Source organism: Halonotius roseus, assembly GCF_006861655.1.
GTDB lineage: Archaea > Halobacteriota > Halobacteria > Halobacteriales > Haloferacaceae > Halonotius > Halonotius roseus.
The window spans coordinates 699,287-723,618 of sequence record NZ_SESI01000002.1; the positions used below are offsets into that span (position 1 = coordinate 699,287).

Annotated in this window: 23 protein-coding genes; 10 read left to right on the forward strand and 13 right to left on the reverse strand. The window is 61.7% G+C overall.

The features are described 5' to 3' along the window. Positions 1-23: 23 nt before the first annotated feature. From EWF95_RS09590 to EWF95_RS09605, 4 genes are all read right to left on the reverse strand, one after another. Positions 24-569, reverse strand: a complete 546-nt coding sequence (locus tag EWF95_RS09590) for a hypothetical protein (RefSeq protein WP_142443833.1) — start codon at positions 567-569, stop codon at positions 24-26. 66 nt (positions 570-635) lie between these two features. Then, complete coding sequence (locus EWF95_RS09595) at positions 636-2,273, reverse strand: GMC family oxidoreductase (protein WP_221886637.1); 1,638 nt, start codon at positions 2,271-2,273, stop codon at positions 636-638. Between the two features lie 35 nt (positions 2,274-2,308). Further along, complete coding sequence (locus tag EWF95_RS09600) at positions 2,309-2,821, reverse strand: gluconate 2-dehydrogenase subunit 3 family protein (protein WP_142443835.1); 513 nt, start codon at positions 2,819-2,821, stop codon at positions 2,309-2,311. 184 nt (positions 2,822-3,005) lie between these two features. Beyond that, entirely contained in the window at positions 3,006-3,911 is a 906-nt protein-coding gene (locus EWF95_RS09605; protein ID WP_142443836.1) for an HFX_2341 family transcriptional regulator domain-containing protein, read from the reverse strand. Positions 3,912-4,077: 166 nt separating this feature from the next. Here EWF95_RS09605 and EWF95_RS09610 point away from each other — a divergent pair, with 166 nt between their 5' ends. The 3 genes from EWF95_RS09610 to EWF95_RS09620 all read left to right on the forward strand — a co-directional run bounded on the left by EWF95_RS09610 (position 4,078) and on the right by EWF95_RS09620 (position 6,478). After that, positions 4,078-4,557: a hypothetical protein gene (locus EWF95_RS09610; protein WP_142443837.1), complete on the forward strand. Its 480-nt coding sequence runs from the start codon at positions 4,078-4,080 to the stop codon at positions 4,555-4,557. Positions 4,558-4,600: 43 nt separating this feature from the next. Next, positions 4,601-5,005, forward strand: a complete 405-nt coding sequence (locus EWF95_RS09615; protein WP_142443838.1) for a DUF1648 domain-containing protein — start codon at positions 4,601-4,603, stop codon at positions 5,003-5,005. Between the two features lie 120 nt (positions 5,006-5,125). Beyond that, on the forward strand, positions 5,126-6,478 hold the full coding sequence (locus EWF95_RS09620) for an AlbA family DNA-binding domain-containing protein (RefSeq protein WP_142443839.1): 1,353 nt from the start codon (positions 5,126-5,128) through the stop codon (positions 6,476-6,478). Between the two features lie 35 nt (positions 6,479-6,513). Here the strand turns inward: EWF95_RS09620 and EWF95_RS09625 are convergent, their stop codons facing one another. Beyond that, positions 6,514-7,932, reverse strand: a complete 1,419-nt coding sequence (locus tag EWF95_RS09625) for an MATE family efflux transporter (RefSeq protein ID WP_142443840.1) — start codon at positions 7,930-7,932, stop codon at positions 6,514-6,516. 112 nt (positions 7,933-8,044) lie between these two features. On the opposite strand from EWF95_RS09625, the gene thiE reads away from it, so the two are divergent. From thiE to EWF95_RS09645, 4 genes are all read left to right on the forward strand, one after another. Next, positions 8,045-8,713 (forward strand): thiamine phosphate synthase, encoded by a 669-nt coding sequence (gene thiE / locus EWF95_RS09630; protein WP_142443841.1) that lies wholly within the window; start codon positions 8,045-8,047, stop codon positions 8,711-8,713. Beyond that, complete coding sequence (gene thiM / locus EWF95_RS09635) at positions 8,706-9,536, forward strand: hydroxyethylthiazole kinase (protein WP_142443842.1); 831 nt, start codon at positions 8,706-8,708, stop codon at positions 9,534-9,536. Before thiE ends, thiM begins: the two co-directional genes overlap by 8 nt. Before the next feature lie 284 nt (positions 9,537-9,820). Next, complete coding sequence (locus EWF95_RS09640; RefSeq protein ID WP_142443843.1) at positions 9,821-10,804, forward strand: aminopeptidase; 984 nt, start codon at positions 9,821-9,823, stop codon at positions 10,802-10,804. 42 nt (positions 10,805-10,846) lie between these two features. Continuing rightward, on the forward strand, positions 10,847-11,575 hold the full coding sequence (locus EWF95_RS09645) for a creatininase family protein (RefSeq protein WP_142443844.1): 729 nt from the start codon (positions 10,847-10,849) through the stop codon (positions 11,573-11,575). Positions 11,576-11,608: 33 nt separating this feature from the next. Here the strand turns inward: EWF95_RS09645 and EWF95_RS09650 are convergent, their stop codons facing one another. Then, a complete protein-coding gene (locus tag EWF95_RS09650; RefSeq protein ID WP_142443845.1) occupies positions 11,609-12,025 on the reverse strand; it encodes a DUF5790 family protein in 417 nt (138 codons plus the stop codon). Between the two features lie 71 nt (positions 12,026-12,096). After that, on the reverse strand, positions 12,097-12,450 hold the full coding sequence (locus tag EWF95_RS09655; protein ID WP_142443846.1) for a dihydroneopterin aldolase family protein: 354 nt from the start codon (positions 12,448-12,450) through the stop codon (positions 12,097-12,099). Between the two features lie 229 nt (positions 12,451-12,679). On the opposite strand from EWF95_RS09655, the gene azf reads away from it, so the two are divergent. Beyond that, positions 12,680-13,474 carry an NAD-dependent glucose-6-phosphate dehydrogenase Azf gene (gene azf / locus EWF95_RS09660; RefSeq protein WP_142443847.1) on the forward strand — a complete coding sequence of 265 codons (795 nt, stop codon included), beginning with the start codon at positions 12,680-12,682 and terminating at the stop codon, positions 13,472-13,474. Positions 13,475-14,160: 686 nt separating this feature from the next. Here azf and EWF95_RS09665 read toward each other — a convergent pair. From EWF95_RS09665 to EWF95_RS09675, 3 genes are all read right to left on the reverse strand, one after another. After that, on the reverse strand, positions 14,161-14,862 hold the full coding sequence (locus EWF95_RS09665; protein ID WP_142443848.1) for a V-type ATP synthase subunit D: 702 nt from the start codon (positions 14,860-14,862) through the stop codon (positions 14,161-14,163). Between the two features lie 88 nt (positions 14,863-14,950). Beyond that, positions 14,951-15,697: a bacteriorhodopsin gene (locus EWF95_RS09670; protein ID WP_142443849.1), complete on the reverse strand. Its 747-nt coding sequence runs from the start codon at positions 15,695-15,697 to the stop codon at positions 14,951-14,953. An 87-nt stretch (positions 15,698-15,784) separates the two neighbouring features. Next, positions 15,785-16,561 carry a glycerophosphodiester phosphodiesterase gene (locus EWF95_RS09675; RefSeq protein ID WP_142443850.1) on the reverse strand — a complete coding sequence of 259 codons (777 nt, stop codon included), beginning with the start codon at positions 16,559-16,561 and terminating at the stop codon, positions 15,785-15,787. Positions 16,562-17,090: 529 nt separating this feature from the next. Here EWF95_RS09675 and leuS point away from each other — a divergent pair. Together leuS and EWF95_RS09690 are read left to right on the forward strand one after the other, a co-directional pair. Beyond that, a complete protein-coding gene (gene leuS, locus EWF95_RS09685; protein WP_142443852.1) occupies positions 17,091-19,976 on the forward strand; it encodes a leucine--tRNA ligase in 2,886 nt (961 codons plus the stop codon). Between the two features lie 57 nt (positions 19,977-20,033). After that, on the forward strand, positions 20,034-20,252 hold the full coding sequence (locus EWF95_RS09690) for a DUF7535 family protein (protein ID WP_142443853.1): 219 nt from the start codon (positions 20,034-20,036) through the stop codon (positions 20,250-20,252). On the opposite strand, the gene EWF95_RS09695 is transcribed toward EWF95_RS09690, so the two are convergent. The 3 genes from EWF95_RS09695 to thsB all read right to left on the reverse strand — a co-directional run bounded on the left by EWF95_RS09695 (position 20,253) and on the right by thsB (position 24,144). Beyond that, positions 20,253-21,281, reverse strand: a complete 1,029-nt coding sequence (locus EWF95_RS09695; protein ID WP_142443854.1) for an ornithine cyclodeaminase family protein — start codon at positions 21,279-21,281, stop codon at positions 20,253-20,255. Positions 21,282-21,557: 276 nt separating this feature from the next. Next, positions 21,558-22,307 (reverse strand): hypothetical protein, encoded by a 750-nt coding sequence (locus EWF95_RS09700; protein ID WP_142443855.1) that lies wholly within the window; start codon positions 22,305-22,307, stop codon positions 21,558-21,560. Positions 22,308-22,497: 190 nt separating this feature from the next. After that, on the reverse strand, positions 22,498-24,144 hold the full coding sequence (gene thsB / locus EWF95_RS09705) for a thermosome subunit beta (RefSeq protein WP_142443940.1): 1,647 nt from the start codon (positions 24,142-24,144) through the stop codon (positions 22,498-22,500). Positions 24,145-24,332: the final 188 nt, after the last annotated feature.

The window sequence follows — 24,332 nt, forward strand, 5'->3', positions numbered from 1 at the left end:
ATGTACTCTATCGCGTGGGGTTGTTAGTGGTTCGATGGGAGAGCCATCCGGTACGCAAAACGTGCGAGTGAACCCGAGTGTGCGGCTGTCAGCGACAAAAAAGAGGGAATGACGGCGACGAACACCAGCCCGCCGACGAGCCGCTCGGTCGAACTCAGTGCTGACTCGCCGAGTGCCACCTCCGAACCGGCCGGATCGACGAAGACGCCGGCCAGCAGGAAGACGCCGGCCGACAGCGGCAACACAGCGACTGTCCGACTCAGGATTTTCAGCCGGTAGCGACCCGCTCGCTCGAACTGTTTGGCAAAGTGAGCAAATGCGTAGACCGCCGCTCCGAGAAAGCCGAACAGATAGACGGACACCGGAATCTGCATAGCGATCCCGACCTGACTCGCCGAGATGACGACCGCCAGCAGCGTCGCCGCGAGAACCGTCCAGTAGAAGATCCGCCCCCAGCGAGTGGCATACCAGTCGTCAGCTGTGTCGTCGGTGGCGGTGTCGGTCGGGTCGGCGGCGTCAGTCTGCTCGGCGGTCTCGGCAGTACCGGCGGCGTCAGCGGTGGATGGCATGCTCGCCACACTCTCAGGCAGCTACGTAAAACGTGATGCTAAAATGACAGCAATCCGGCGACGACTCTACGCTTGGAGGTCGTCGTGGATGTGATCGGCTGCTTTCAGCGAGAGGGCCATGATCGTCAGCGTGGGATTGGATGCACCGCTGGTGACGAAGACGCCGCCGCTGGAGATGTAGAGATTGTCCAGATCGTGGGTCTTCAGCGTCGGATCGACGACGCTCTCGGCCGGGTCGCTGCCCATGCGCGTCCCGCCAAGCGGGTGGTAGCCACCCTTGCCGAGCGGCCCCAGCGAGTCGTGCTCGGTCGTCTGTGTGCCCTGCGCGTAGACGACGTTGCCGCCCATCTCCTCGATGAGGTCGCTGCCGACCTGTAGGCCCTTCTCTTGGCCCTTACGAGCGAACTCGCCCGGCGTGATGTCGACATCGGGGACGGGGTTGCCGTGGTTGTCGGTCGTCGACTCGTCGATCCCGATCTGGTTGTCCTCCCGTGGCAACATCTCGATACTCATGTTGATGCCGACGGTCGAGCCGAACTGCGTGTCGACCTGATCGAGCAGGCTGTCGCCGATGGCGTCGCTCTCCATCGCCATCGTCGCTGGCGAGGGGCCGGCGGCGTTGATCGTGAACATGTTGACGCTGGCCCGCTGGGGATCGTCGGGGTTGTCGTACTCGTAGAACTGGTGGATCCCGCCGGAGACGACAGGGCCGTACTCGTCCTGATGGGTGTTCTCGCCGGGCACGATACCGAGCACGCCGGCCGGTGGGTGGCCCATGAAGTATTTGCCGAGCGTGCCGCTGGAGTTGGCGAGGCCGTTGGGGTATTCTGCCGACTCCGAGAGGAAGAGTAGTCGCGGGGTCTCGTAGGCCCCTGCGGCGGCAACGAAAGTGTCGGCCGTCTGGCGGTGGGTTTCGCCATCTGGCGTCCGATACACTGCTTCGGTGATCTCCTCGCCAGCAGGGCCGTGATTCAGCCGCTGAACCGGGGCCTCGTCGATGACGGTCGCACCGAGCTCTTCGGCCTTGCGGACGTGAATATCGGCACTGTACTTCCCGCCGGAGGGGCAGACGAACTGGCAGGTGCCGTACCCCTGACACGCGTTGCGATCATACGCGCCGGTGTTGATCGCCATCGGCATCGAGTGGACGGTCACCCCGAGTTCCTCGCCGGCCTGTTTGAACAGCTTATCCGAGTAGCTCAGCGGCAGCGGATCCATCGGGTAGGACTCCTCCCGCCGCGGCAGGAACGGCGTCTCGTCGTCGCCGGCGACGCCGATCTCCTGTTCGACCTGGGCGTAATAGGGCCGCAGATCCTCGTAGCTGATCGGCCAGTCGCGGGCGATGCCGTGGCGACTCTGCATCTCGAAATCCTTTTCATATAATCGCGGCACGACCGACCCCCAGTGGAGACTGGTGCCGCCGACGCCCTTGACGCGCCGCTGATTTATCGGCCAGGAGTGCTCGCCCGAGGTGGAATACTCGTCGCGCTCGCCACCCATATCCCAGATCTCGTTGTCCGAGTGGGTCGGGTGGAGCTGGTCTTTCATTCGGTCGACGCGGGCCTCCTTATCGAAGCGCGGGCCGGCTTCAAGGATGACCACGTCGTGGCCGCGGTTCGCCAGCGAGTAGGAGAGCAATGCGCCAGCCGGGCCGGCACCAATCACGCACACGTCGGCGTCGTCAACGGGCGTTCTATCCGTCATCGTCGTGGATTCGTTCGTCGTGGATTCGTTCGTGCTCATTGTTCGAGGGGTGGGCTGTAGCCGAAGCCGCCAGGGTATCCTCTGGGGTTGCTGTTACCGATCAGTTCGCCGCCGGTCGGCGAGGAGTAAAACGCGAACAGTAGCTCGTCGAGTAGGTAGTAGTTCACCCGCGCCACGTCGCTGCCATCCGGTTCCGACGGCCCCGACCGCAGGTCGGTGTTCTCGATGACGCTCCGCCGCTGGTCGGCACTCAGCGTGTGGAACGCGCCGCCCTGCTCGTCGGCTGCCAGCGTGTTCAGCGTCTCGATGCCAGCAGCCAACTCCTCGCGGTAGGACTCCTCGTCGGAGATCCGGCCGTACATGAACGTCTCGATGAACTCAGCGGTCGGTTCTACGTCCGAGGGGTACAGCACCTCGGCGAGGCCGACCAGCGTGTCCATCGGCTCGGCGTCACCGGTGGTGTCGCCAGCGAGCCCCGAACAGCCTGTGGTCGCCGTAATGCCGGCAGCCGTGAGGGCTGTGACGGCATCCCGTCGTGTCAGTTCCATTGATACAATCCACAATGCAGGGGCCTAGTATATAAATTCCCATCACTAACGAAGTTGTGTTAGTATTAGTTTCCTCCGACACCGCTGCAGTGCTCATTCGAGACAGCGACTAGTGCTGCTGCTGGCTGGGAGCATCATATCTGCTAGAAGCAGCCACGACGAGCGTCGACTCAGTTCCGACTCGTCACTGATTCGAACTCGAATTTGAGTTCGCGTTGTGCATGTCGGCCGGCCTGGACGGCCCATCACCGTCCCGACTCGTCATCGATTCGAAGTCGGGGTTTGACGCCTTTGCCCGCCGCTCACGGAGGGCGTGATCCGGGCCGCTTTCGACGGCGTCCATCGTCTCCGAATCCAGCGGGAACGCCGCCAGCGCGTCGATCCCGCGTTGGGTGATCGAGACCTGCTTCTCACGGCCGGCTTTCTCGACGACGATGTACTCGTTTTCCGTGAGCGGGGTGATGATGTGGGAGTCGAGGACGCGGTATCGGCCTTCGTCGGATTTCGCTTCGGTGTTCATGATAAACGGCAGCTCTGCCTCCTCGGCGTGTTCGATCAGTTCCTTCTTCGTCACGCCGTCGTTGCCGTGCAGGAAGCCGAGGATCTGGAGCTGTTCGGCCGAGGGGCCCTGCAACTCGAACACCGGAAGCTCAGTGATCTCGCCGGAGGTCGAAAAGATGGGCTCGTCGGGCGTCCAGACCTCACTTTCGTCGGGGTTGTCAGGGGTTATCTGGACGTAAAACGGCGTGGCCTCGGAGGTCTGGGCAGCCATCATCCCCGCGATGGCGGCGATCTGGGTGCCCGTCGAGACGTTGATGAACACCTCGTCGTCCTCGTGATCCTTGACGGCCTGTGTGACCGTCTGGAGTGTGCTATCGAGATCGTAGAGGTTCGCCGTCCGGGTTTCCACGTCGATGCGGTCGTTGGCTTCGAGATCATCCAGCATCTCGTACTCGAAATCGGCGATAAAGGCCTCGTTGTGCGGGAGGATGAGCACGATCTTGTCGGCCTTGAGTTCGTACAGCGGGTCGACGACGCGGGCGACCTCCCAGCCGTGGGCGACGACGTGAACCCGATCCGTTACCTCCATCGGTTCCTGTTACTGCATCGGGCGGCTTGTAGCTGTCGTATACCCGGATACCGGCGGGAAGGCTGACGGTTCGTCGATCCCGGCCGTCGGGGCTGTGTGCCGGCTGATAGTGTCACCATTTCGTGTTGTCCCCAATATTTATTATACTAACGCAAAATCGTTAGTTATGCGACGCAGACAGATACTAACGGCGACCGCGGTTGGCATCGGCGGCCTTGCAGGCTGTACCGGCGGCAACAACAGCGGCGACAGCAACGGCGAGGACAGTCCGCGTGTCACAACCGTCGAGACGTTCTACACCACGCTGTTCGGGGACGATGACATCGACGGCGCGAACGCGATGCTCCATCCCGACAGCGAGGCACCGGAACTCAAACCCGCGGATTTCGAGCCCTTCGGCGGGATCGAAGGCATCAGCGCGAGCGTCACCTCGACAGAGATCACCGAGGATGGCGAAACGACCGCCGAGATCCATGCGGACGTACAGTACTCGACGGCGATCGGAACGGCAACGGACACCGACTGGTTCGTCCTCAGCCAAGCCGACGGCGAGTGGCTCGTCGCGCTCTGGCTGCCGGCGTCCGAACGCGAGAGCCTGAGCGACGAGGAGATCGCCGGCGCGATGGAGGCGGCAAAATCCATCTAAGGAACCCGCAGTCATAAGTGTGGATCGGTAGCAGTATCCATACATGAACCGCAACCGCCGCGTCGACCTCCTCGCCGTCGGCCTCATGGCGATCCCGGCCATCGCGGCACTACTGGTCTGGGACGCCCTGCCCGCCGAGATGGCGATCCACTGGAACGCCGCCGGCACCCCGGACAACGCCGTGGCGAAACCGCTGGCGATCTTCGGGCTGCCGCTGTTCGGGGTTGCCACCGTCGCATTCGTCCGACTCGCACCCGACGCGACGACGAGCACACCCGGCGGCGAAACCGCCTCGATCCTCTTTCTCGGCGTCGTCTTCGCGTGGGTCGAGACGCTGGTGCTTGTCTGGAATCTCGGCTACCGGTTCGACGTTCTCCTCGCCACGCTGCCCGTGTTGGTACTGGCCGCAGGGCTGGTCTGGTATGCGTTGCATCGTGCTACGTCGTGAAATTGCTACGATATATCTGTCTCCCCGAACATTGTGCGTTTCATACCATGAAAGTATAGAAGTTGTTGCAAGTACCTGATTTACACACACTTATTGTTAATTGGTTGTAATAACACCATAGTGTCTTCAACAGGTTCGATCCATTGGTCAGAAACGCTTCACACACTCCTCGTTTCAGCATCAGCATCCTCTAATGACATAGTCGAATTCATAGATGAAACAGTACCAGACGGTGAAAATAAATTATATGACAATAAAAGACAAGCATTCATCCACACAGACGGAAGTGACGTTGGAAAAGAAAGAGAATTTAAACTATTAAAACACATTTGTGCTCTTGCAAACACGCGCGGAGAGCAGCGTTATAGATATTTATTCATTGGTTTCAGTGATGAAGGAGGATTCATCGGGGCAAGTGACTGGAATTCTAAAGGAGGGGAACATCTTGTTGAGGTTGATGAAGCTCGTGTACAAGATCTTCTTTCAGATAGCCTCGATCCGATGCCTGAAATAACTCGAACTCTGATCGAGTATAATGACAATAAAGCGGCCGTGTTACAAATAGAACGAGAAGATTCACCCCCCGTTTTATTTGATACTTCAATAAAATCGGATGGAGGAAGCAGGACATTAGTAAAAAAGGGTGTTGCATATATTCGTAAGGGTTCACAATCTCGGCTGATGCGCAACTCGGATTATAGGGTTATTATTGAACGTCGTGAAGATTTGGTCAATGATAAGATAAACGAAGCTCTTCAAGGACTCAGTCGTATGGTTGGTATTTCATCAGACCAACTTGAGAACTTAGACATATCAGTAACATCAAGTGATGATGGAGTACCAATTGACGAAATTGTAACCACCGAAGGGTACAGTGACCTGAATAAACGTCTCTCTCTATCTGTGAAAGAGTGGAATTCTAGTGGGGAGCTTTATTCTTCACGAAAGGTTATCTATAAAATGTTAAAAAGGGGAGAAGAATTAGACTTAAATGATGAGAAATGTGAGTTCTTGGCACAAAGCTCAATTAATAATAATTTCCCACCTGCAGAATGGATTATCGCACACTCAGAGGACTTGGGAGATTGCTTATCGGATTTCTATAAAAATCAATTGAACGGTCGAATGATTTCTGTTTTCGAGTCGGTCAATTACTTGATGAAGAATGAAGAGATATTAAGAGCTATTGCAGACAATGAGGACATGAATTTTAACACGTCTAACGCGGAGGAATATATTGAAAATATTCAATCACCTGTTTCAAAAAAGATTCAGCAGCTAACGAGTCGTCAGAATATAACAATTGCAGGACATGATCATTCAATTGATAATCTTGTATCTTCTGGAGGGCCGCTTGAAACAGGGCTTGAAGAGGTTGTTGATAGATTGATTAGCAGTGACGAAGCTAATGACCGTTCAATTTTACGCGACTTGGAATATACTAGATTGGCTAGACACGTTGATTCCAAATAATGTCTCAATAAGTATATTTCATCCAGTTGTTTATATCAGTCCTCACTCCTCGGCCGGTAGTCACGACTCACCGCCCGCCATTTACCGGTGCGGAACCGCCACAGCGTCACCGCCGCAGGCACCCCAGTTTCAAGCACTAAGGCGACGTACAGCGCGGTCTCACCGAGGGCCGTGACCGTCCCGAGATACGCCACCGGCAGGGTGAACACGTAGAGCCCGACCAACGAGGCATAAAACGGGATCCGCGTGTCGCCCGCGCCGCGGAGCGCGCCTGTCGCCGAGCCATCGACGCCCATGGCGACGAGGCTCACCGCCGAGACGGCGATAAACGTCGCCGACAACGCCACCGCTGTCGGGTCGTCGACGAAGACTGTCGCAATCGGCTCGGCAAGCAGAATCACACCCGCGGCGACGAACAGGTGGACGACGGCGGCGAGCGTGATGATCTGGCTGCCGTAGGCCGTCGCCTCGCTCTCCTCGCCTGCACCGAGTTCCTGCCCGACGAGGGTGCTAGAGGCGATCGACAGCCCCCAACTCGTGCTGTTGGCGATATTTCGCACCCGGCGGCCGACTTCGAGCGCGGCCACCGTCGCCGAGCCGAAACTGGCGGTGATCGCCAACAGCGGAAAGGTGGCGAGCCCCTGGGAGACCCGGCGGGCGATCAGCGGCGTCGACACCCGGAGCAGCTGCGTTAGGAGCTCGCGGTCGAACTGCGGGCCGGCAAGCGAGAGGGCAACCGGGCTGGCACCGCGGCCGAAGTACTCGCGGCCGAACATCCCCCACGAGAAGATCAGTGTCACCACGCCCGTCGCCACCGCGGTACCGACCGCCGCGCCGGCGACGCCCCAGCCGAAGCCGAAGATCAGCGTCCCGCTGAGCGCGACGTTCAGGATCGCGCCGCCGGCCCGCACCACCATCGGAGTAAAGGTGTCGCTGACGCCGGCGTAGGTGCGGCTGGCGATCATGTTCAGAAACTCGAAGGCCAGCGCGGGCGCGACGATCCCGAGATACGTGGTGCCGTAGCCGACCGCCGCAGCGTCGTTGCTCAGCAGCGCGATAAGCTGGTCGGCAAAGGCGACGAAGCCGGCGACCACGGGCACCGCCAACGCAAGGGCGACCCAGACGCTCTGTTTGACCAACAGCGCGGCACGGGCGGACTCGCCGCCGCCGTAGTTCTGTGAGACAAGCCCGACGGTTCCGCCGGCGAGCCCGATGGCGACGAACTTCCCGACCGTCCAGTACGCGCCGGCGAAGGCCAGCCCCGCGACCGCTGGCGCGCCCAACACCGATCCGACCATCGCAAGGTCGGCGGTCTGTTTCGACATGATGGCGAAGCCGGTGATCACCCGCGGCCAGGCGAGATCGACCGTCGCCGTCAGCCGGTCGCGCTCGATGATCCCCAGCCGGGCCAACAGCGCGGCGAGGACGGTGAACGGACGGGAGAGATCGACCATTCAGCCCCATTTTGAGAGCGGTCGGTTTGCGTGTATTGCTTTCAGCGCGGGAGGAGGGGTAGACCGGTCGAAAAACCGTAAGCCGCTTACCGATCACGGGGTAATCACACCTATGACTCCCGATCAGTGGCACACCTACCTCGTCACACAGCAGTCGCTTTCTGCGGGCCGATCGACGGAAACCATCGTCGAGGCGGCCATCGAGGGCGGCATCGACGCCGTCCAGCTCCGTGAGAAGGACACCTCAGCGCAACACCGGATCGAACTCGGTGAGCGACTCCGCGAGCTGACGAGCGATGCCGGCGTCGACCTCATCGTCAACGACCGCATCGATATCGCCTACGCGATCGGTGCCGACGGCGTCCATCTCGGCCAGTCCGATCCCTCGGTGTCGACGGCCCGTGAGATCCTCGGCCCGGAGGCGACGATCGGCGTCTCGGTGTCGACGGTCTCGGAAGCCCGGCTGGCGGCGATCGGCGGCGCGGACTATCTCGGCGTCGGCGCGATCTACGGCACCGACTCGAAGCCGGACGCCGAAACGGCCGACGACGGCCTCGGCGTCGACCAGCTCGCCAAGATCGTCGAGGCGGTGACGATCCCGGTCATCGCTATCGGCGGGATCACACCCGAGAACGCGGCTGGGCCGATCCAGGCCGGCGCGAGCGGCGTGGCGGTCATCAGCGCGATCACCGCCGCCGACGATCCGGCCGCGGCCACCCGCGCGCTGCGCGAGGCGGTCGACACCACGGCCGAGAAAGCGGAGGTGGCCGCCGATGACTGACGTGTCGCCGGCCGCGCTCGCCGAGTCGCTGTCGACGCTGCGGGAGACCGAGCCGCTGATCCAGCATCTCACCAACCGGGTGACGATCAACGATGTGGCAAACAGCACCCTCCACTGGGGCGCGCTGCCGGTGATGGCCGACGGGCCGAACGACGGCCCGGAGATGGCCCACGGCGCGAGCGCGGTGTTGCTCAACACGGGCCAGGTCAACGACTCGCTGAGCGAAGCGATCTACGAGACCGGACTCGCGGCCAACGAACTCGGCGTCCCAGTTGTGCTTGACCCGGTTGGGATGGGGTCGACACCGACGCGCAACGAACTCGTCGAGCGGCTGCTCGCCGATGTCGACTTCGCGGCGATCAAGGGCAACTACGGCGAGATCACCGCCCTCGCCGGTGCGGAGGCCGAGGTGCGCGGCGTCGAATCCGTCGGCGAGTACGACGAGATCGAACAGACAGCACAGGCGGTCGCCGACTCCGCCGACACCGTTGTCGTCGCCTCCGGCGAAACCGACATCGTCGCCACCGCCGACGCCGCCTACCGCGTCGAGGCCGGCCACGAGATGATGGGCGAGGTCGTCGGCACGGGCTGTATGCTCGGCGGCGCGGTCGCCACCTTCTGTGGCGGTGTCGACGACACCCTGACGGCAGCACTCCACGCGACACTGGCCTTCGGGCTCGTCGGCGAACGGGCTGCCGACGACGAATACAATGGGCCGGCAAGCTACCACACGAATCTGCTCGACGGGATCTGGAATCTCACACCCGAGGCCGCCAGCGATCTCGATGTCGACCTCGATGAGCGGGTCGAACGCATTGAGTAGGTGGAGAGCGTAAATCGAGCACCGGTGGTCAGCGACGAGCAGCCAAGCAGGTGAGTCGACCGGCCAACCAAACCAAGCCCTGGCGGACTGAAAGGGCGAGACGCGCTCGGCGAACCCGGACGACGCAAGCACCGCAGTGAGCGAAGCGAACGAGGAGCGCAGCGAGTCCAGGGAGTCGAGCGCGTCGAGGGCTTTCGATACTTTGCTGTCCCGGTAAAATTCCCGACTGAACAGTACGAGTCAACCAGAGTAAGGGCTAACCCCCGGCAGCGGCAAGCCACGGTATGCCCACCGTCGACGCCGCAGGCGACACCGAACCGAGCGACAGCGAGCTTCAGGACGCCGCCAAGACCGCGCTCACCCAATGTCTCAACCTCGGGAGCGAGGAGACCTGTCTGATCGTCACCGACGACAAACGCGAACGGATCGGCGAAACGCTGTATGCGGAAGCCAGCAAGATCACCGACGATCCGGTGATCGTCCGCTACCCGCCTGGGCCCCAACACGGCGCGGAACCGCCAGAACCCGTCGCGGGCGCGCTCAACGCGGCCGACGTGTTTCTCGCACCAACGACGAAAAGCATCAGCCACACCCGCGCTCGCGGCGACGCCTGCGAGAACGGAGCCCGCGGGGCGACCCTCCCGGGGATCACGGAATCGGTCTTCGTCACCGGCCTCGACGCCGACTACGAGGCGATCGCGGCCCACAGCGAGAGCCTCCACGAACAGGTCACAGACGCCGACGAGATCCGAGTCACCTCGCCGCAGGGCACCGACATCACCGTCGAGATCGGCGACCGCGAGTGGCTGCTCGACACCGGCATTGTCCACGACGCCGGCGGCTTCTCGAATCTGCCGGCCGGCGAGATCTTCGTCAGCCCCGAGAGCGCAAACGGCACCTACGTCGTCGATGGGACGATGCGGCCCCATGGGCTGCTCGATGAGGGCCAGCAACTCACCTTCGAGGTCGAAGACGGCTACGTCACCGAGATCAGCGACGACGCGATCCGGGGCCAGATCGAGACGGCCGCCGAGGAGGTCGGCCGCGACGCCTACAATCTTGCCGAACTCGGGATCGGCACCAACGTCGGCGTCGACGAGCTTGTCGGCTCGGTGCTGCTCGACGAGAAGGCCGCCGGCACCGTCCATCTCGCTATCGGCGACAACGCCGCGATCGGCGGCGAGACCGACGCGCCGCTGCATCTCGATGGGATTCTCCGCGAACCGACGGTCTACGCCGACGGCGAGGAGATCGAGCTCCCGGCCTGAGGCGAGCGGGGCGTTGAAGAGCCATCGGCCCACACACCCGGTATGCAGCTTTCGGAGGCCACGTGGCCCGAGATACGCGACTGTGAAAGCGACCTCGCGGTGCTCCCAACCGGGAGTACCGAACAGCACGGCCCCCACGCCCCGCTCGGCACCGACGCCAAAACTTCCGCCGCTGTCGCCGAGGCCGGCGTCGAGACCTACCGCGAGCGAACCGGCGCGGACGTGCCGATCGCGCCGACGATCCCGATCGGCGTCGCCGCCGAACACCGTGCCTTCGACGGGACGCTGTGGGTCAGCCCCGATACCTTTCGGGCCTACGTCCGGGAGACCGTCGCCAGCCTTGCCCACCACGGCTTCGATCGGGTCGTCATCGTCAACGGCCACGGCGGCAACACCAACGCGCTCCGCGAGGTGACGGGGGCAATTTCACGCGAGGACGCAGCCTACGCGGTCGCCTTCACCTGGTTCGACAGCATCGACACCGAAGCAGAGATGGGCCACGCTGGCCCCGTAGAGACGAGCCTCCTCTATCACATCGACGACGAGGCGATCTGCGAGGCCGAACTCGAAACCGCCCGCGAGGGAGCGGGCGAGGGCTGGGGCGAGTGGGTCGCCGGCGTCAACCTCGCCCACGACAGCGACGAGTTCACCGACAACGGCGTTGTTGGCGATCCGACCACGGCGACCGCCGATCTCGGTGAGCGACTCCTCGCCCGCAGCGGCGAGGGGTTGGCCGATCTGTTGGCTGCTGTTGACAGCCGCGACCGCTAAGCAGAACCACCGTCGACAGCACGGGGTGTTGGCTCAGTCGTCGCTGTCATCGCCGGCATCATCGTGGGCATCCTGAAGAGAACCCCGGAGCTGTGGGACGGTGCCGGTGAGCTCACCCACGTCGTCGTGGGCGGCCTCAATCGTTTCCAACAGTTCCTCGATGGCCTCTATGTCGGCCTCCAGATCCTCGGCGTCCTCGAAGGCATCGGCGCGTTCGCCGAGGGTGTACCACTTCTTTGCTTGGCGGAGGTGTTCCGGTGCCTCGCCGACATCGAGGGCAGATTTCAGCCCGTTGAGCACGCCGAGGACGTTGTCGGCGTCGGTCTCCCAGATATCGTCGGCCGTCGGCAGGGCCTCACGGGCCGCCGACAGATGCTGTTCGACATCCTCGCGGGTCTCCGCGGCGGCCTCGCCGAACAGCTCGTCGTCATCGAAGGTGGCTTGACTCATACTTCATGATAGTTCCGGGGGCGGTTAAAAACGAGCCCGAAAGTGAAAGTGAAATCCCCGGTGCTGTCGGCTCACTCGCCGGCTTCGTCGTCGACGGCGACGAGCTTCATCAGCGGGTAGCCATCATCCATCTCCATGCGCGTCCGGGCGGTCACACCCTCGTACTCGATCCGCATCTCGACGGTCATCAGGCTCCCGGTCAGCTCGGTGTAGCCGTTGTCGTGATCGATGGCGTCGGCGACGCGGTCGTCGTCGATGGCGACGGAGACCGATTCGCAGAAGGGTTGATTCTCGATCGCCTCGGCCATCGCCGTCTCCAAGCTTCGGGTGCTGTCGGGGCTGACCGGCGTGCCGGCGAACTGGTGGTACAGCGAGCCGAACTTGATACCGGCCTCAAAACACGCCTGTTCGGTGTCGGTAGCCATACAGGTAGCTCAGTCGCCGGCGGCTAAGACGTATCGGCTCCAGTCGGGCTATGTCGGCGGCGACAGCGAAAGCAGGCGACGCGAAACGGATGGTGGAGAGGCGGCGTGTCCGAGGGGTGGTGGAGCGCGGCGTGGCCGGGGGTGGTGGAGGGGCGGCGTGGCCGGGGCGACAACGCTGACAGCGCGGAACCGCGCGTTACTTAGGTGTCGTCCGCTGTTAGCCGAATGAATGGCGCGATCTGTGCTGCTGACTGGGGCCGGCGGTCGTGTCGGGCAGGCCATCCTCCGGAATATCGGTGCCGACTACGACTGGCGGCTGTTGGATCGTGAGCCGCTTCCGGCGGCGAAACTGCCCGATGGGGTGGACAACAGCGATGTCTACGTCGCCGACGTGACCAACCGGGAGGCGGTGCGCAACGCCGCCGAGGGCTGTGAGGCTATCATCCACCTCGCCGGCGACCCACGACCGAACGCCCCCTGGGAGAGCGTCCTCCACAACAATATCGATGGCACCCAATCGGTACTGCAGACCGCTGTTGATGTCGGCGTCGAGAAGGTCGCCTTCGCCTCCTCAAACCACGCGGTCGGCAACTACGAAACCGAATCGAAGAAACCCGATCTCTACCGCAGCCACGACGATTTTCTTCTTGATGGCACTGAACTCCAGCGACCCAGCAATCTCTATGGCGTCTCGAAGGCCGCCGGCGAAACGCTGGGGCGGTACTACCACGACGAACACGACCTGTCGATCGTCTGTGTCCGGATCGGGAATCTCACCGAGGGCCATCCACCACGCAACTACGAGCGCGGCCAGGCGATGTGGCTTTCCTACCGAGATTGTGCGCATCTCTTCGAGCGGTGTATCATCGCCGACTACGGCTTTGAGATCGTCTACGGCATCTCCGACAACGACCGCAAATACTACTCCATCGAAAACACCCGACGCGTGCTTGATTACGAGCCGACGGACAACTCCGCGGAGTACCACCTCGACGGCACGCCGAAGGACGAATCAGAAGCGTAGCCGAGAGCACGGCGACGACAACCGCAACGCGATGACGATCACAGCACGGAGACGACCGCAGCACGGCGACGACGACGGTAGCCGAAACAGCCGACGACGATACCGGTCACAGATCGATACTGTGGCGACTGGCGAGACAAAGAGCACAGCAATGAGACGCTCGGCACTGCTCGTTTTGATCAGGCAATAATGGGTAGGGGGGTTAAGGGGGGGTCAGCGAATCAAGGCTGAGTGGTGCCTCGATTCTCAGTGTTGAACATGGTAGCCGTCTGCAGTGATACCACCATTCACAGACGGTATCTAAACGCAACTGGGAGAAGGCTAATAAAAATACTGACCCTAGAATCAATTTTAATAACTGGATGATGTCATATCGTCGATCGCGTGATGGGGCTCGGCGTGCTGGTCGAAGCTGTGCACGCTGCTCAAAACTGAGCACGCTGCTAAACTGGGCGCGCTGCTCGAAACTGAACCAACCGCCAACCGCACGCGACACGCTCACGGTGATCGATCGGCGAGATAAAAAGACCCGGAAAGGTCGGTCAGGTAGGGTGTGCAGGCAAGAGTAGCCGTCTGGTGTCAACAGTCAGGCGTACCATGTTCAACACTGAGAACCGAGACACCAGACGGTACCAACTGATTGTGTGCTGGGGATAATAAAGATACCGGCTGGGAAGGGGGTTGAGCTACTCGTCGGCGGTGACGGTTGCGGCGTCGGCAGCGGCTTCGGCCTCCGCGGCGGCCGCAGCCTCCTCGGCCTCGGCTTCCTCTTTCTTTTCTTTGATCTTCTTCATCCGGAAGATCTCCTCACGCTCCTGCTCTTCGAGTTTCTGCTCGATATACTCCTGGTTCTCGTAGAGATCGGGGAGGAGCTTGAACTCAAGGGCGTTGACACGGCGTTTGGTGGTCTCGATCTCGGTGAGCATCTTTTTCATCGCCGTTTCGACCTCAGCGGCGAGGATGATCGTCTCCAGCAGTTCCTCGTAGGCATCGGCGGCCTCGTCGATGCGGGCCGAGGAGCCAAGCAGCCCGTAGCCGCGCTCGTCGAGTGATTTTTTCACCTTCGAGGATTCGATCTGTGGGACGACGACGCCCATGATGTTCTTCGATTGGATCGTGATCTCGGGGTGTTCCTTGAGCGCGGCGGCCGCACCACGCACCGCCACATCGCCCTCCATCGCCCGCGCCATGTTGAGCTTCCGCTGGGCGGTTTCGTAATCCTCGCTCAGATCGCTGCGTACGTCCTGGGCCTGATCGAGGATATCCATGAACTCCATGATCAGCCCGTCGCGCTTCTGTTCGAGCGTGTCGTGGCCACGCTCGGAGAGCTCGATGCGATCCTCGATCGCCATCAGGTTCTTCCGTGTCGGTTTAACGTCCTCAGCCATCGCTTACCGGACTGTTGGCGGCCACGGTGTTAATCTTTTCAGTTCGCTCGAAAAAATGAGTCGCAGGTTCGTTTCGACGGGATGTCGATCAGTCGGCCGGCTGAGCACTGCCCGCGCTCGCACCGCCACCGATGCTGGTGAGTACGTCGTGGTTCTTGAGCAGGTACGCACCGAAGCCAACCTTCGCGGTGAGATCAAGCACCATGAAGGCGGCCGTCTCGGTGTACAGCGGGATGAACTCAAGGGTGCCTTCGGTGCCGAGGATCCAGACCACCGGGTAGGCGAGCCACAGCACGATCAGCATGTTTTTCAGCGTATTCGTCAGGCTGCGGGCCGCATCGGACTGGCTCGGTGCCGCCGCCTTCAGCGTGCCAACAAGCACGTACAGCAAGACGAGCAGCGCGGCCGTGCTGATTCCCCACCAGGCGATCCGGTAGACTGGTTGGGCGGCGAACGCGCCGATGAGCCCGGTTGCGATCATGAACACGTCGAGGCCGATCAACGTGTAGATCGTCTCACGGTCGGCGTTGGCCAGCAACGCGATGTCCAACAGGAGCAACGGTGTGGTAAACAGCCAGTCGGCGTATCTCGCCCAATATATCGGTAGCTCGTCACCGCCTGCAAGCGATACATTCGCCACACCGAAGCCGGTTGCCATCGCGAAGTACATGCTGAACGCGATGGTCGTGACGAAGATGTTGATCGCATAGAACTGCTTGAGTTTTGTGTCTGTAACGCCCCACCCTCGGCCGAGGAAGTACAGCAGTCCGAGGGCCATTCCCGCGGTGCCGATCCAAAGGAACAATCCTTCCGATCCTGGTGTGTATCCAACCATAATCCATACTATGTTATGTGGGGAGTAAATAAAAAGTAACTACCAGACTGGTTAGGTAGATCCGATCACCACCACACAGGCCTGCGATTACGACAGCTCCGAAAGCACGCCAGGGGTATCGGCGATGAGTCCATCGACGCCGGCGGCAGCGAGCGCGGTCGCCTCGGCAGGCGTCGTCACCGTCCACGCGTTGACACGATAGCCGGCAGCGTGTGCCCGAGCGACGAAGTCGGACTCGACCACCAGATCCAGCGGCGGATGGATCACGGCGGCATCGTAGCGATCGGCGAGAGTGAGGCCCGGCTCCACGTCGTCGACAACGAGTGGTGCGACGGGAACCGCAGGATCGACAGCGCGAGTCGCCGCCAACGCGCCCTCGTAAAACGAGGAGACGAGCAGGTCGTGATCGGTCGCGGTCGCAATGTCGAGGGCACGCTCGACGAACGGTCGCCAGCGGTCGGCGGCGGCCTCGCGGGCGGCGGCGTCGACCGCACCGAACTGCAGGCCCTCGCAGCCGGGGTGTTTGAGTTCGAGATTCACCGTGATCGACGGAGGAATCGCCGCCAACACCTCGGCCAGCAACGGGATCAGCTCGTCGCTGTCGCCGACGGTGTAGCTGCTGATCTCGTCGTACGATAGTTCCCAGACCGGCGTGTCGCTGACGGCTGGTGGGGCGTCGGTCAGCCGCGAGAGGTCGTCATCGTGGAAGACGATCACGCGGTCGTCGGCCGTCAGCCGGGCGTCGATTTCGACGGCGTCCGTTCGGTCGTCGGCCGCGGCGGCCCGCATCGCGGCGACCGTGTTTTCGGGATTGTCGGCGGCGTAGCCGCGATGAGCGATCACCCGTGGCGACGTGGAACTCATTGATATCGGGTTGGTGCGGGCAATCCTAAGTTCGTGGGTGTCAGTTCGAAATCGCCAGATTAGCCGAAGAATTGGACTCACCTCGAAAGCCCCCGGCGGCTCGGCTCCCGGGACTCGCTGCGCTCCTCGTCGTTCGCGTTGCTCACTCCTGCGGTGCTTGCGTCGTCCCCAGAAATCTCCGATTTCTGGTGTGCGGACGAGAGCTTCGCTCTCGTCAACGTCCGGGTTCGCCGACCCGCCGCCCCTTTCAGTCCCACCCCGTTTGCAGGCCAAGCAGCCGCAATCGGGTGGGACTGAAAGGGGCGAGTCGCTGGAGGAAGGCGGGCGACGCAAGAACCGCAGGCCGGAGGCCGAGGATCGCAGCGAGCCCCCCGACTCCAGCGACTCGGGGCTTTCGAGGTGTTCCCGATCCAATCATGCTACTCTGGACAGTATCCAGTTCGAATTGAGGATAAGAGTCAGTAGCGACAGCCGAGTCGTGTGCGCCCGGATAGATGCTATTTTACGCGACACCCACAGAGAGGCCCGTATGGACTACGACCCGCAGGAACTCGAAGCCGAGTGGCGGGCGCGGTGGGACGCCGAAAACCGCTATGAGCCCGATCCCACCGACGCGGCAGCCCCGGAAGACGAGGAGACGACGTTTATCACGGTTCCCTATCCCTATCCCAGCGGCGGCATGCACATCGGCCACGCTCGAACCTACACCGTGCCCGATGTCTACGCCCGATACCGCCGCCAGCAGGGCGACGAGGTGCTGTTCCCGATGGCATGGCACGTCACCGGCACGCCGATCATCGGCGCGGTCGAACGCCTCCAGAAACGCGAGGAGTCTCAAATGTCGGTGCTGCAGGACACCTACAACGTCTCCGACGACGTGCTCGAAGACCTCGAAACGCCGATGGGGTATGCCCACCACTTCATCGAGGAGCACTACAAGAAGGGAATGCGCTCGCTGGGGCTCTCTATCGACTGGCGGCGCGAGTTTACGACCAACGACGACCGCTACTCGAAGTTCATCACGTGGCAGTACGAGACACTGAAAGAGCGCGACCGACTCGAAAAGGGCCTCCACCCCGTCAAGTACTGCACCGAGCAGGAAAACCCGGTGACGACCCACGACCTGCTGGAAGGCGAGGACGTGGAGTATCAGGAGTACACCCTGATCAAATTCGAACAGGGCGAAACGGTCGTCCCGATGGCGACGCTCCGCCCCGAAACGGTGCGTGGCGTCACCAACGCCTACATCAACACCGACGCAACCTACGTCGAGGCTGCTGTCGATGGCGAAACATGGCTCGTCTCCGCTGAGGCCGCCGAAAAACTCGAACTCCAGGACCACGAGGTCGAGATCCGCCGCGAGTTCGCCGGTAGCGAAGTCGTCGGCGACACCGTCACCAACCCGGTGACCGGCGACGAGATCATCATCCTGCCCGCCGAGTTTGTCGACCCCGACAACGCCACCGGCGTCGTCATGTCGGTGCCGGCCCACAGCCCCGACGACTACCTCGCACTCCAGGAGGCGAAAGCCGACCCGGATCGACTCGAATCCTACGGCATCGACCCCGCCGAGGTCGATGCTATCGAGCCGGTGCCGATCCTCGATGTCGAGGGCTACGGCGAGATTCCCGCCAAAGACGCCGTCGAATCCGCGGAAATCACCGACAGTACCGACCCCGAACTGGAGGAGGTCACCCAGGACGTGTACAACGCGGAGTTCCACACCGGAACACTCCACGAGGAGTACGGCGAGTACGCCGGCGAAGTGATCGAAGATGTGCGCGACGAGTTGGCCACGAACTACCGCGAGCAGGGTGCCTTCGGCGCGATGTACGACTTCCCCGAGCCGGTCGTTTCGCGGGCCGGCGGGAAGGTCGTCGTCGCCTACCAAGACACGTGGTTCCTCACCTACAACGACGAGGACTGGAAGGACGCCGCCAAACGCGCCGTCGAGCGACTCGATACGACGCCCGAAAACACCCGCGGGGAGTACACCCACACCATCGACTGGCTCAACGAGTGGCCCTGCATCCGGAACTATGGGCTGGGCACACGGCTGCCGTGGGACGACGAGTTCGTCATCGAACCGCTGTCGGACTCGACGATCTACATGGCCTACTACACCATCGCCCATCGGCTGGAGGAAATCCCAGTCGAGGATCTCGACGGCGACTTTTTCGACGCGCTGTTTTACGGCGACGACGCCGTCGACGGCGATGCGGACGAACGTGCTCTTGACCTCCGCGCAGAGTGGCAGTACTGGTACCCCGTCAGCCAGCGGTTTTCGGCCAACGATCTCATCTCGAATCACCTCACCTTCTTCCTGTTCCACCACGCCGAACTGTTCGACGAGGCCCAGTGGCCCGAGGGCATCACGATCATGGGAATGGGCCTGCTTGAGGGCGAAAAGATGTCGTCCTCGAAGGGCCACGTCGTTCTCCCCGGCAAGGCAATCGAGAACTACGGCGCGGACACCGTCCGTTTCTTCCTGCTGAACTCCGCGGAGCCGTGGCAGGATTACGACTGGCGAGCCGACCAAGTCGAAGGCGTCGAAGACCAACTTCGGCGGTTCTGGAACCGCGCCCAAGAGCTCATCGGCGACGACGCAGCCGACGCAGCCGCCAATGTCGATCCCGAGGGCGACCTCGAACACATCGACCGCTGGCTGCTGTCGAAACTCCAGACCACCATCGACGACGTAACAGCCGCCCTCGACAACGCCGAAACTCGAACCGCCTCCCAAGCCGCCTTCTACGGCTTCGAGGAGGATCTGAAGTGGTATCGTCGCCGGGCAGATCTCGACCGCGATGGAGCCGTGTGGACGCTCCGGCACGTACTTGAAACCCGGCTGCGCCTGCTCGCGCCGTTCGTCCCATTCCTCACGAACGAACTCCACGAGCAGTTGACCGGCACGCCCGCCGAGGACGCGCCGTGGCCCGAGGTCGACGAGGGCTGGCAGTCACCCCGCACCGAAACCGAGGAGCGACAGATCGAACGCCTAGCCGACGACGTACAGGACATCCTCACCGTCACCGAGCAGAACCCCGAAACGATCCGGGTGTACGTCGCCGCCGACTGGAAACGCGAGGTCTTCGAAACAGTTCGAGAAGTCGGCACCGACGTGGGGCAGGTCATGGGCGAGGTCATGCAGGATCCCGACCTCCGGGAGCGTGGCGACGCTGTCAACGACCTCGTACAGGATCTTGTGGAACTCGTCCGCGGTGTCGACGACGACACGCTGGCGGCGATGAGCAAGATCGACGAGCGGTCGACCTACGAGACCGCGGTCGACTTCCTCGAACGCGAACACGACGCCGAGGTGGCGGTCTACGCCGAGGACGACGAGGGGATCGACGATCCGGGCGGGAAAGCGTCGAACGCGGTGCCGTTCCGACCGGCGATCCACATCGAGTAGCGGGATCGCTCCCCCATCCGACCGTCTGCTTATCTGCTGTCGAACCGTAGTTACTGTATGTCTTCCACATCGTCGGATAGTGGTCTCCTTGAGCCAGTGTACCGAACCGTCACGCCCGGCTACGGCAGCCATGAGGACACCAGCATGGACGTAATCGGCTGGATCATGGTGCTGGGAATACTGACGCTGTTGTTCCCGCTGATCCCGCTGTTTCTCGGGGTCGTCCTCATCGGCAAGGCGATTTCGGCGGTGCGATCCCAAACCCAATCAGCGTAGCTACGGCTCAACGTCACTGAGACCGAGCAGGTCGAAGGCGGTGCCGTTGCCGGCCTCGTTGGCGGCCGTGTAGACGACGCGAGCGGCAGCAACGTCCTGAATCGCCAACCCCGTTGAGTCGAAGACGGTGAGACCGTCGGCGGGTGTCCGCCCCTCCTTCTCGCCGATGACGATCTCGCCGAGCGCGCCGTAGATGTCGCTGTCGGTCAGCGTCCCCGCGCTGTAGGGGACGTTGATCTCCCCGGAGTGGGTCGTCTGCTCGTAGTCGTCGATGACGAGTTTCGCGTCCAGCAGGATCTCGTCGCTCAGTTCGTGTTTGCCCGCCGCATCCGCGCCGATGGCGTTGATGTGGGTGTGATCGCCCACGTCGGCGCGATCGACGATGGGTGATTCGACCGGTGTGACGGTGGAAAGCACGTCGCAGGCGGCGGCCTCGCTGATCTCGCCGGCCCGCACATCGAAGCGATCCGCAAAGTGATCGAGAAAGTCGGCGACGCGCTCGGCGTTGCGGTCGGCGATGACGACCTCCTCGATCGACCGAACCGCGGCGATAGCGTCGAGTTGCGTGTAGGATTGGACGCCCGCGCCGACGATCCCCAGCGAGGTTGCGCCCTCGACTGCGAGATGGTCGGTGGCGACGGCGGCGGCCGCGCCGGTGCGCAGCATCGTGAGTTCGCGGCCGTCCATGATCGCCAGCGGGAACGCGGTTTCGGGGTCGGAGTAGATCATCGTCCCCAGCACGGTCGGCAGGCCGCGCTCGGCGTTGTCGGTGTGGACGTTAACCCATTTGATGCCCGCGGCGTCCCAGTCCTCGCTCGCGGTGGCTTCGGGCGCGTCGGCGTCGACCGAGAGGTAGGCCGGCATCGAGCGGAAGTCGCCGTTGTACTGCGGGAGGTCGATGTAGGATTTCGCCGGCATCTGGGCGGTGCCGCGTTCGTAGGCCCCGAAGGCGGCTTCGACGGCGTCGATCACGGCCGGCAGCGGCGCGTTCGCCCGTACGTCGTCGCTGTCGAGCAAGAGCGTCTGCATGGCTACTGATTTGAGTCGGGGGTAGTAACGGTTGGGTTGGGCTTCGTCGCCGACGGCGTGGGTTCAGGGAAGTGCTCGGTTGCTACAAATATCAATTCAAATATATTGGTAATAGTTGGCGTGCAAAATAGAACACGCGAGTCTTGCACGGGAGAAAACGGAAAACCAACTACTCAGGTCAGTCAGTACAGAATCTCTATTCAGTACGACCACGGGAAATTCTCACAAAACAATATTTTCAACCTAGCGAACTGTATTACCGTCGGAGATTCACTGTCATGAATCGGTGAATACGGAGATGACGTTCTCTCCACACTCGTGGCATTCTGCGTACTCACTCACAACCTGACCCCCGTTCCATTCTGCCTCGTAGTTCAGTTTTGTATCCTTCAGTGCGGCTCCGCAGGTGTCGCAGTACGCTTCCTTGCCGGTCTTAATCGTGTTTATTCCCTGTCTCAGCGGCCCCTCATGATCCCAAAACTTCCGCCGATTCTCTGCACATTTCGCTTTGATATCGAACATCGCCTTCAGCATCTTCTCGGCATGTTCCTTCCCGTACTTATTCGGGTGCGTTTCCATCATATTCTCCATATGATGTTGGGCGACGAGAGCATCGTCCTCGTGTCCTTCGCGGTAGTGGACAACACCATTACGGAGATCACGAATTTCATTGAGAGAATTGAACGCATCGGTTACATCTTCACTAATAACATCGTACTTTGTCGCCAAGTTGAACACGCCGTGAAGGGTGTGCTGTTCCTGTCTTCGGTCAGGATCACATTGAATCACCTGCCGGAACAGCATCCCCTCAATCACACTACTCGCGGTGATGATAGTCGAGAGAAAATTGGCGTTAATATAGTTGGATTTCACTTCTATCTCTAAGTGAGTAGAATCTGACCCACCGGGAGTTAGCGCGTTACCTTCGCCGGTTCGCTCGTCCCGTGTCCGGTCGAACCACGCGGCTCGTCTGTTGTATCCCACTTTTGTGTACGTGTCATCATCGTCGTCCGATTCATTGGTCATACAAAAATCAGGCCGTTCATCCCATTTTAGTTCATCTACCGTGCTGCATTCAGTCTCTATATCTCGTACCTTTCGAACTACCAGCACGAAGATAGATCTCGCTTGTTTGGCATCAACAAAAAATCGAGAATCCGTCAGTTGACAGCCGAGACAACGGTCGAAGCGGGCGTAAAGTGACAGTTTACCGGACTTACATCGCGCCGCCCATGCCACCCATACCGCCCATGCCGCCCATCCCGCCAGCACCGCCGGGGCCGCCCTGGTCGTCCCCTTTGTCCGTCGAGAGATCACCGGCGGAGATGATGTCGTCGATCTTGAGCACGAGGTTCGCGGCCTCAGCAGCGGAGGCGAGGGCCTGCTCTTTGGCGTGGGCCGGTTCAACGACGCCGGCGTCGTAGGTGTCCTCAACATCGCCGGTGAAGGCGTTCAGCCCGGCGTGGGTGTCGCCGCCTTCGTGGGCGGCACGGAGATCGACCAGCAGGTCGATCGAGTCCAGCCCGGCGTTTTCGGCGAGGACGCGGGGAACGAGCTCCAGCGAGTCGGCGAAGGCCTCGACGGCGAGCTGTTCGCGGCCCTCGATGCTGTCGGCGTAATCGCGGAGCCGGGAAGCGAGTTCGACCTCGGGCGCGCCGCCGCCGGCGAGCACGCGGCCATCGGAGACCGTCGTCGAGACAACATCGATCGCGTCGCTGATGCCGCGTTCGAGCTCGTCGACAACGTGGTCGGTCGAGCCGCGCAGCAGGAGCGTGACGCCGTGTACCCCGTCGCCGCTGCCTTCGACGTAGAACAGCTCGTCTTCCTCATCGCGGCTGATCGAGCCGCTGCCGAGGTCGGCAGTCGTCAGGGAGTCGATATCGGAGACGACGCTGCCACCGAGGACGTTCTTCAAGAATTTGATGTCGGACTTTTTCGTTCGGCGGATCGCCAGCACGCCCTCCTTGGCGAGGTAGTGCTGGGCGAGGTCGTCGATGCCCTTCTGACAGAAGACCACGTCAGCACCGCTCTCGACGATTTTGTCGACCTTTGCCTTGAGCTGTTCTTCCTCCTGATCGAGGAAGTTCTGGAGCTGGTCGGGCGATTCGATCGAGACCTGCGTGTCAACGTCGGCCTCCTCGATCTCGATGGCCTCGTTGAGCAGCAGCGTATCGGCGTCATCGATCTCGGTCGGCATGTCGTCGACGACGGGGTCTTTGTCGATGACAGCACCGACGAGAAGCTCACTGTCGCCCGCGGAGCGACCGGTCTGGGTTTCGATGTTGAGGTTCTGGAGGTCGACGACGTGGGAGCCGTCGTCGGCTTCGACCGTGATCTGCTGGACAGCGCGGACGACGAGATCGGCGAGCACGTCCTTTTCGAGCTCCGCGCCCTTGCCGGTCATCGAGGTCTCGGCGACCTTCTTCAGGAGGGCTTCGTCGTCGGGGTCGACGGGTTCGGCGATGTTGTCGACCTCGTCGCGGGCCTGCTCGCTGGCGAGGTGGAAGCCCTTGATGATCGCCGTCGGGTGGATCTCCTGGTCGAGCAGATCCTCGGCGTTTTTCAGGAGCTCACCCGCGATGGCGACCGCGGTGGTCGTCCCGTCGCCGGCCTCGTCCTCTTGGGTTTCGGCGACCTCGACGATCATCTCGGCGGTCGGGTTGTCGATATCCATCTCGGTGAGGATGGTGACACCGTCGTTGGTGACGGTGACATCGCCCGTCGAGCTGACGAGCATCTTGTCCATCCCTTTCGGCCCGAGTGTCGACCGAACGGAGTCGGCGACCGCCCGGGCGGCCGAGATGTTGTACTGCTGGGCGTCCTTATCCTGGACGCGCTGAGAGTCCTCTCCGAGAATGATCATTGGTTGGCCCTGCTGCATGCGCTGACTCATGATTCATCGGTTGATTGTTTGTGATTCTATATAAATGTGTTGTTCGCTGGCGCGAGCGGCGAGCGAATGGATCGCAGCCGGCTTCGAAAAACACACAGCAAGCGGCAGGGTCGTCAACTTTCGTGGGTCGTGTTATCACGGATCTATCCGAACCAGCC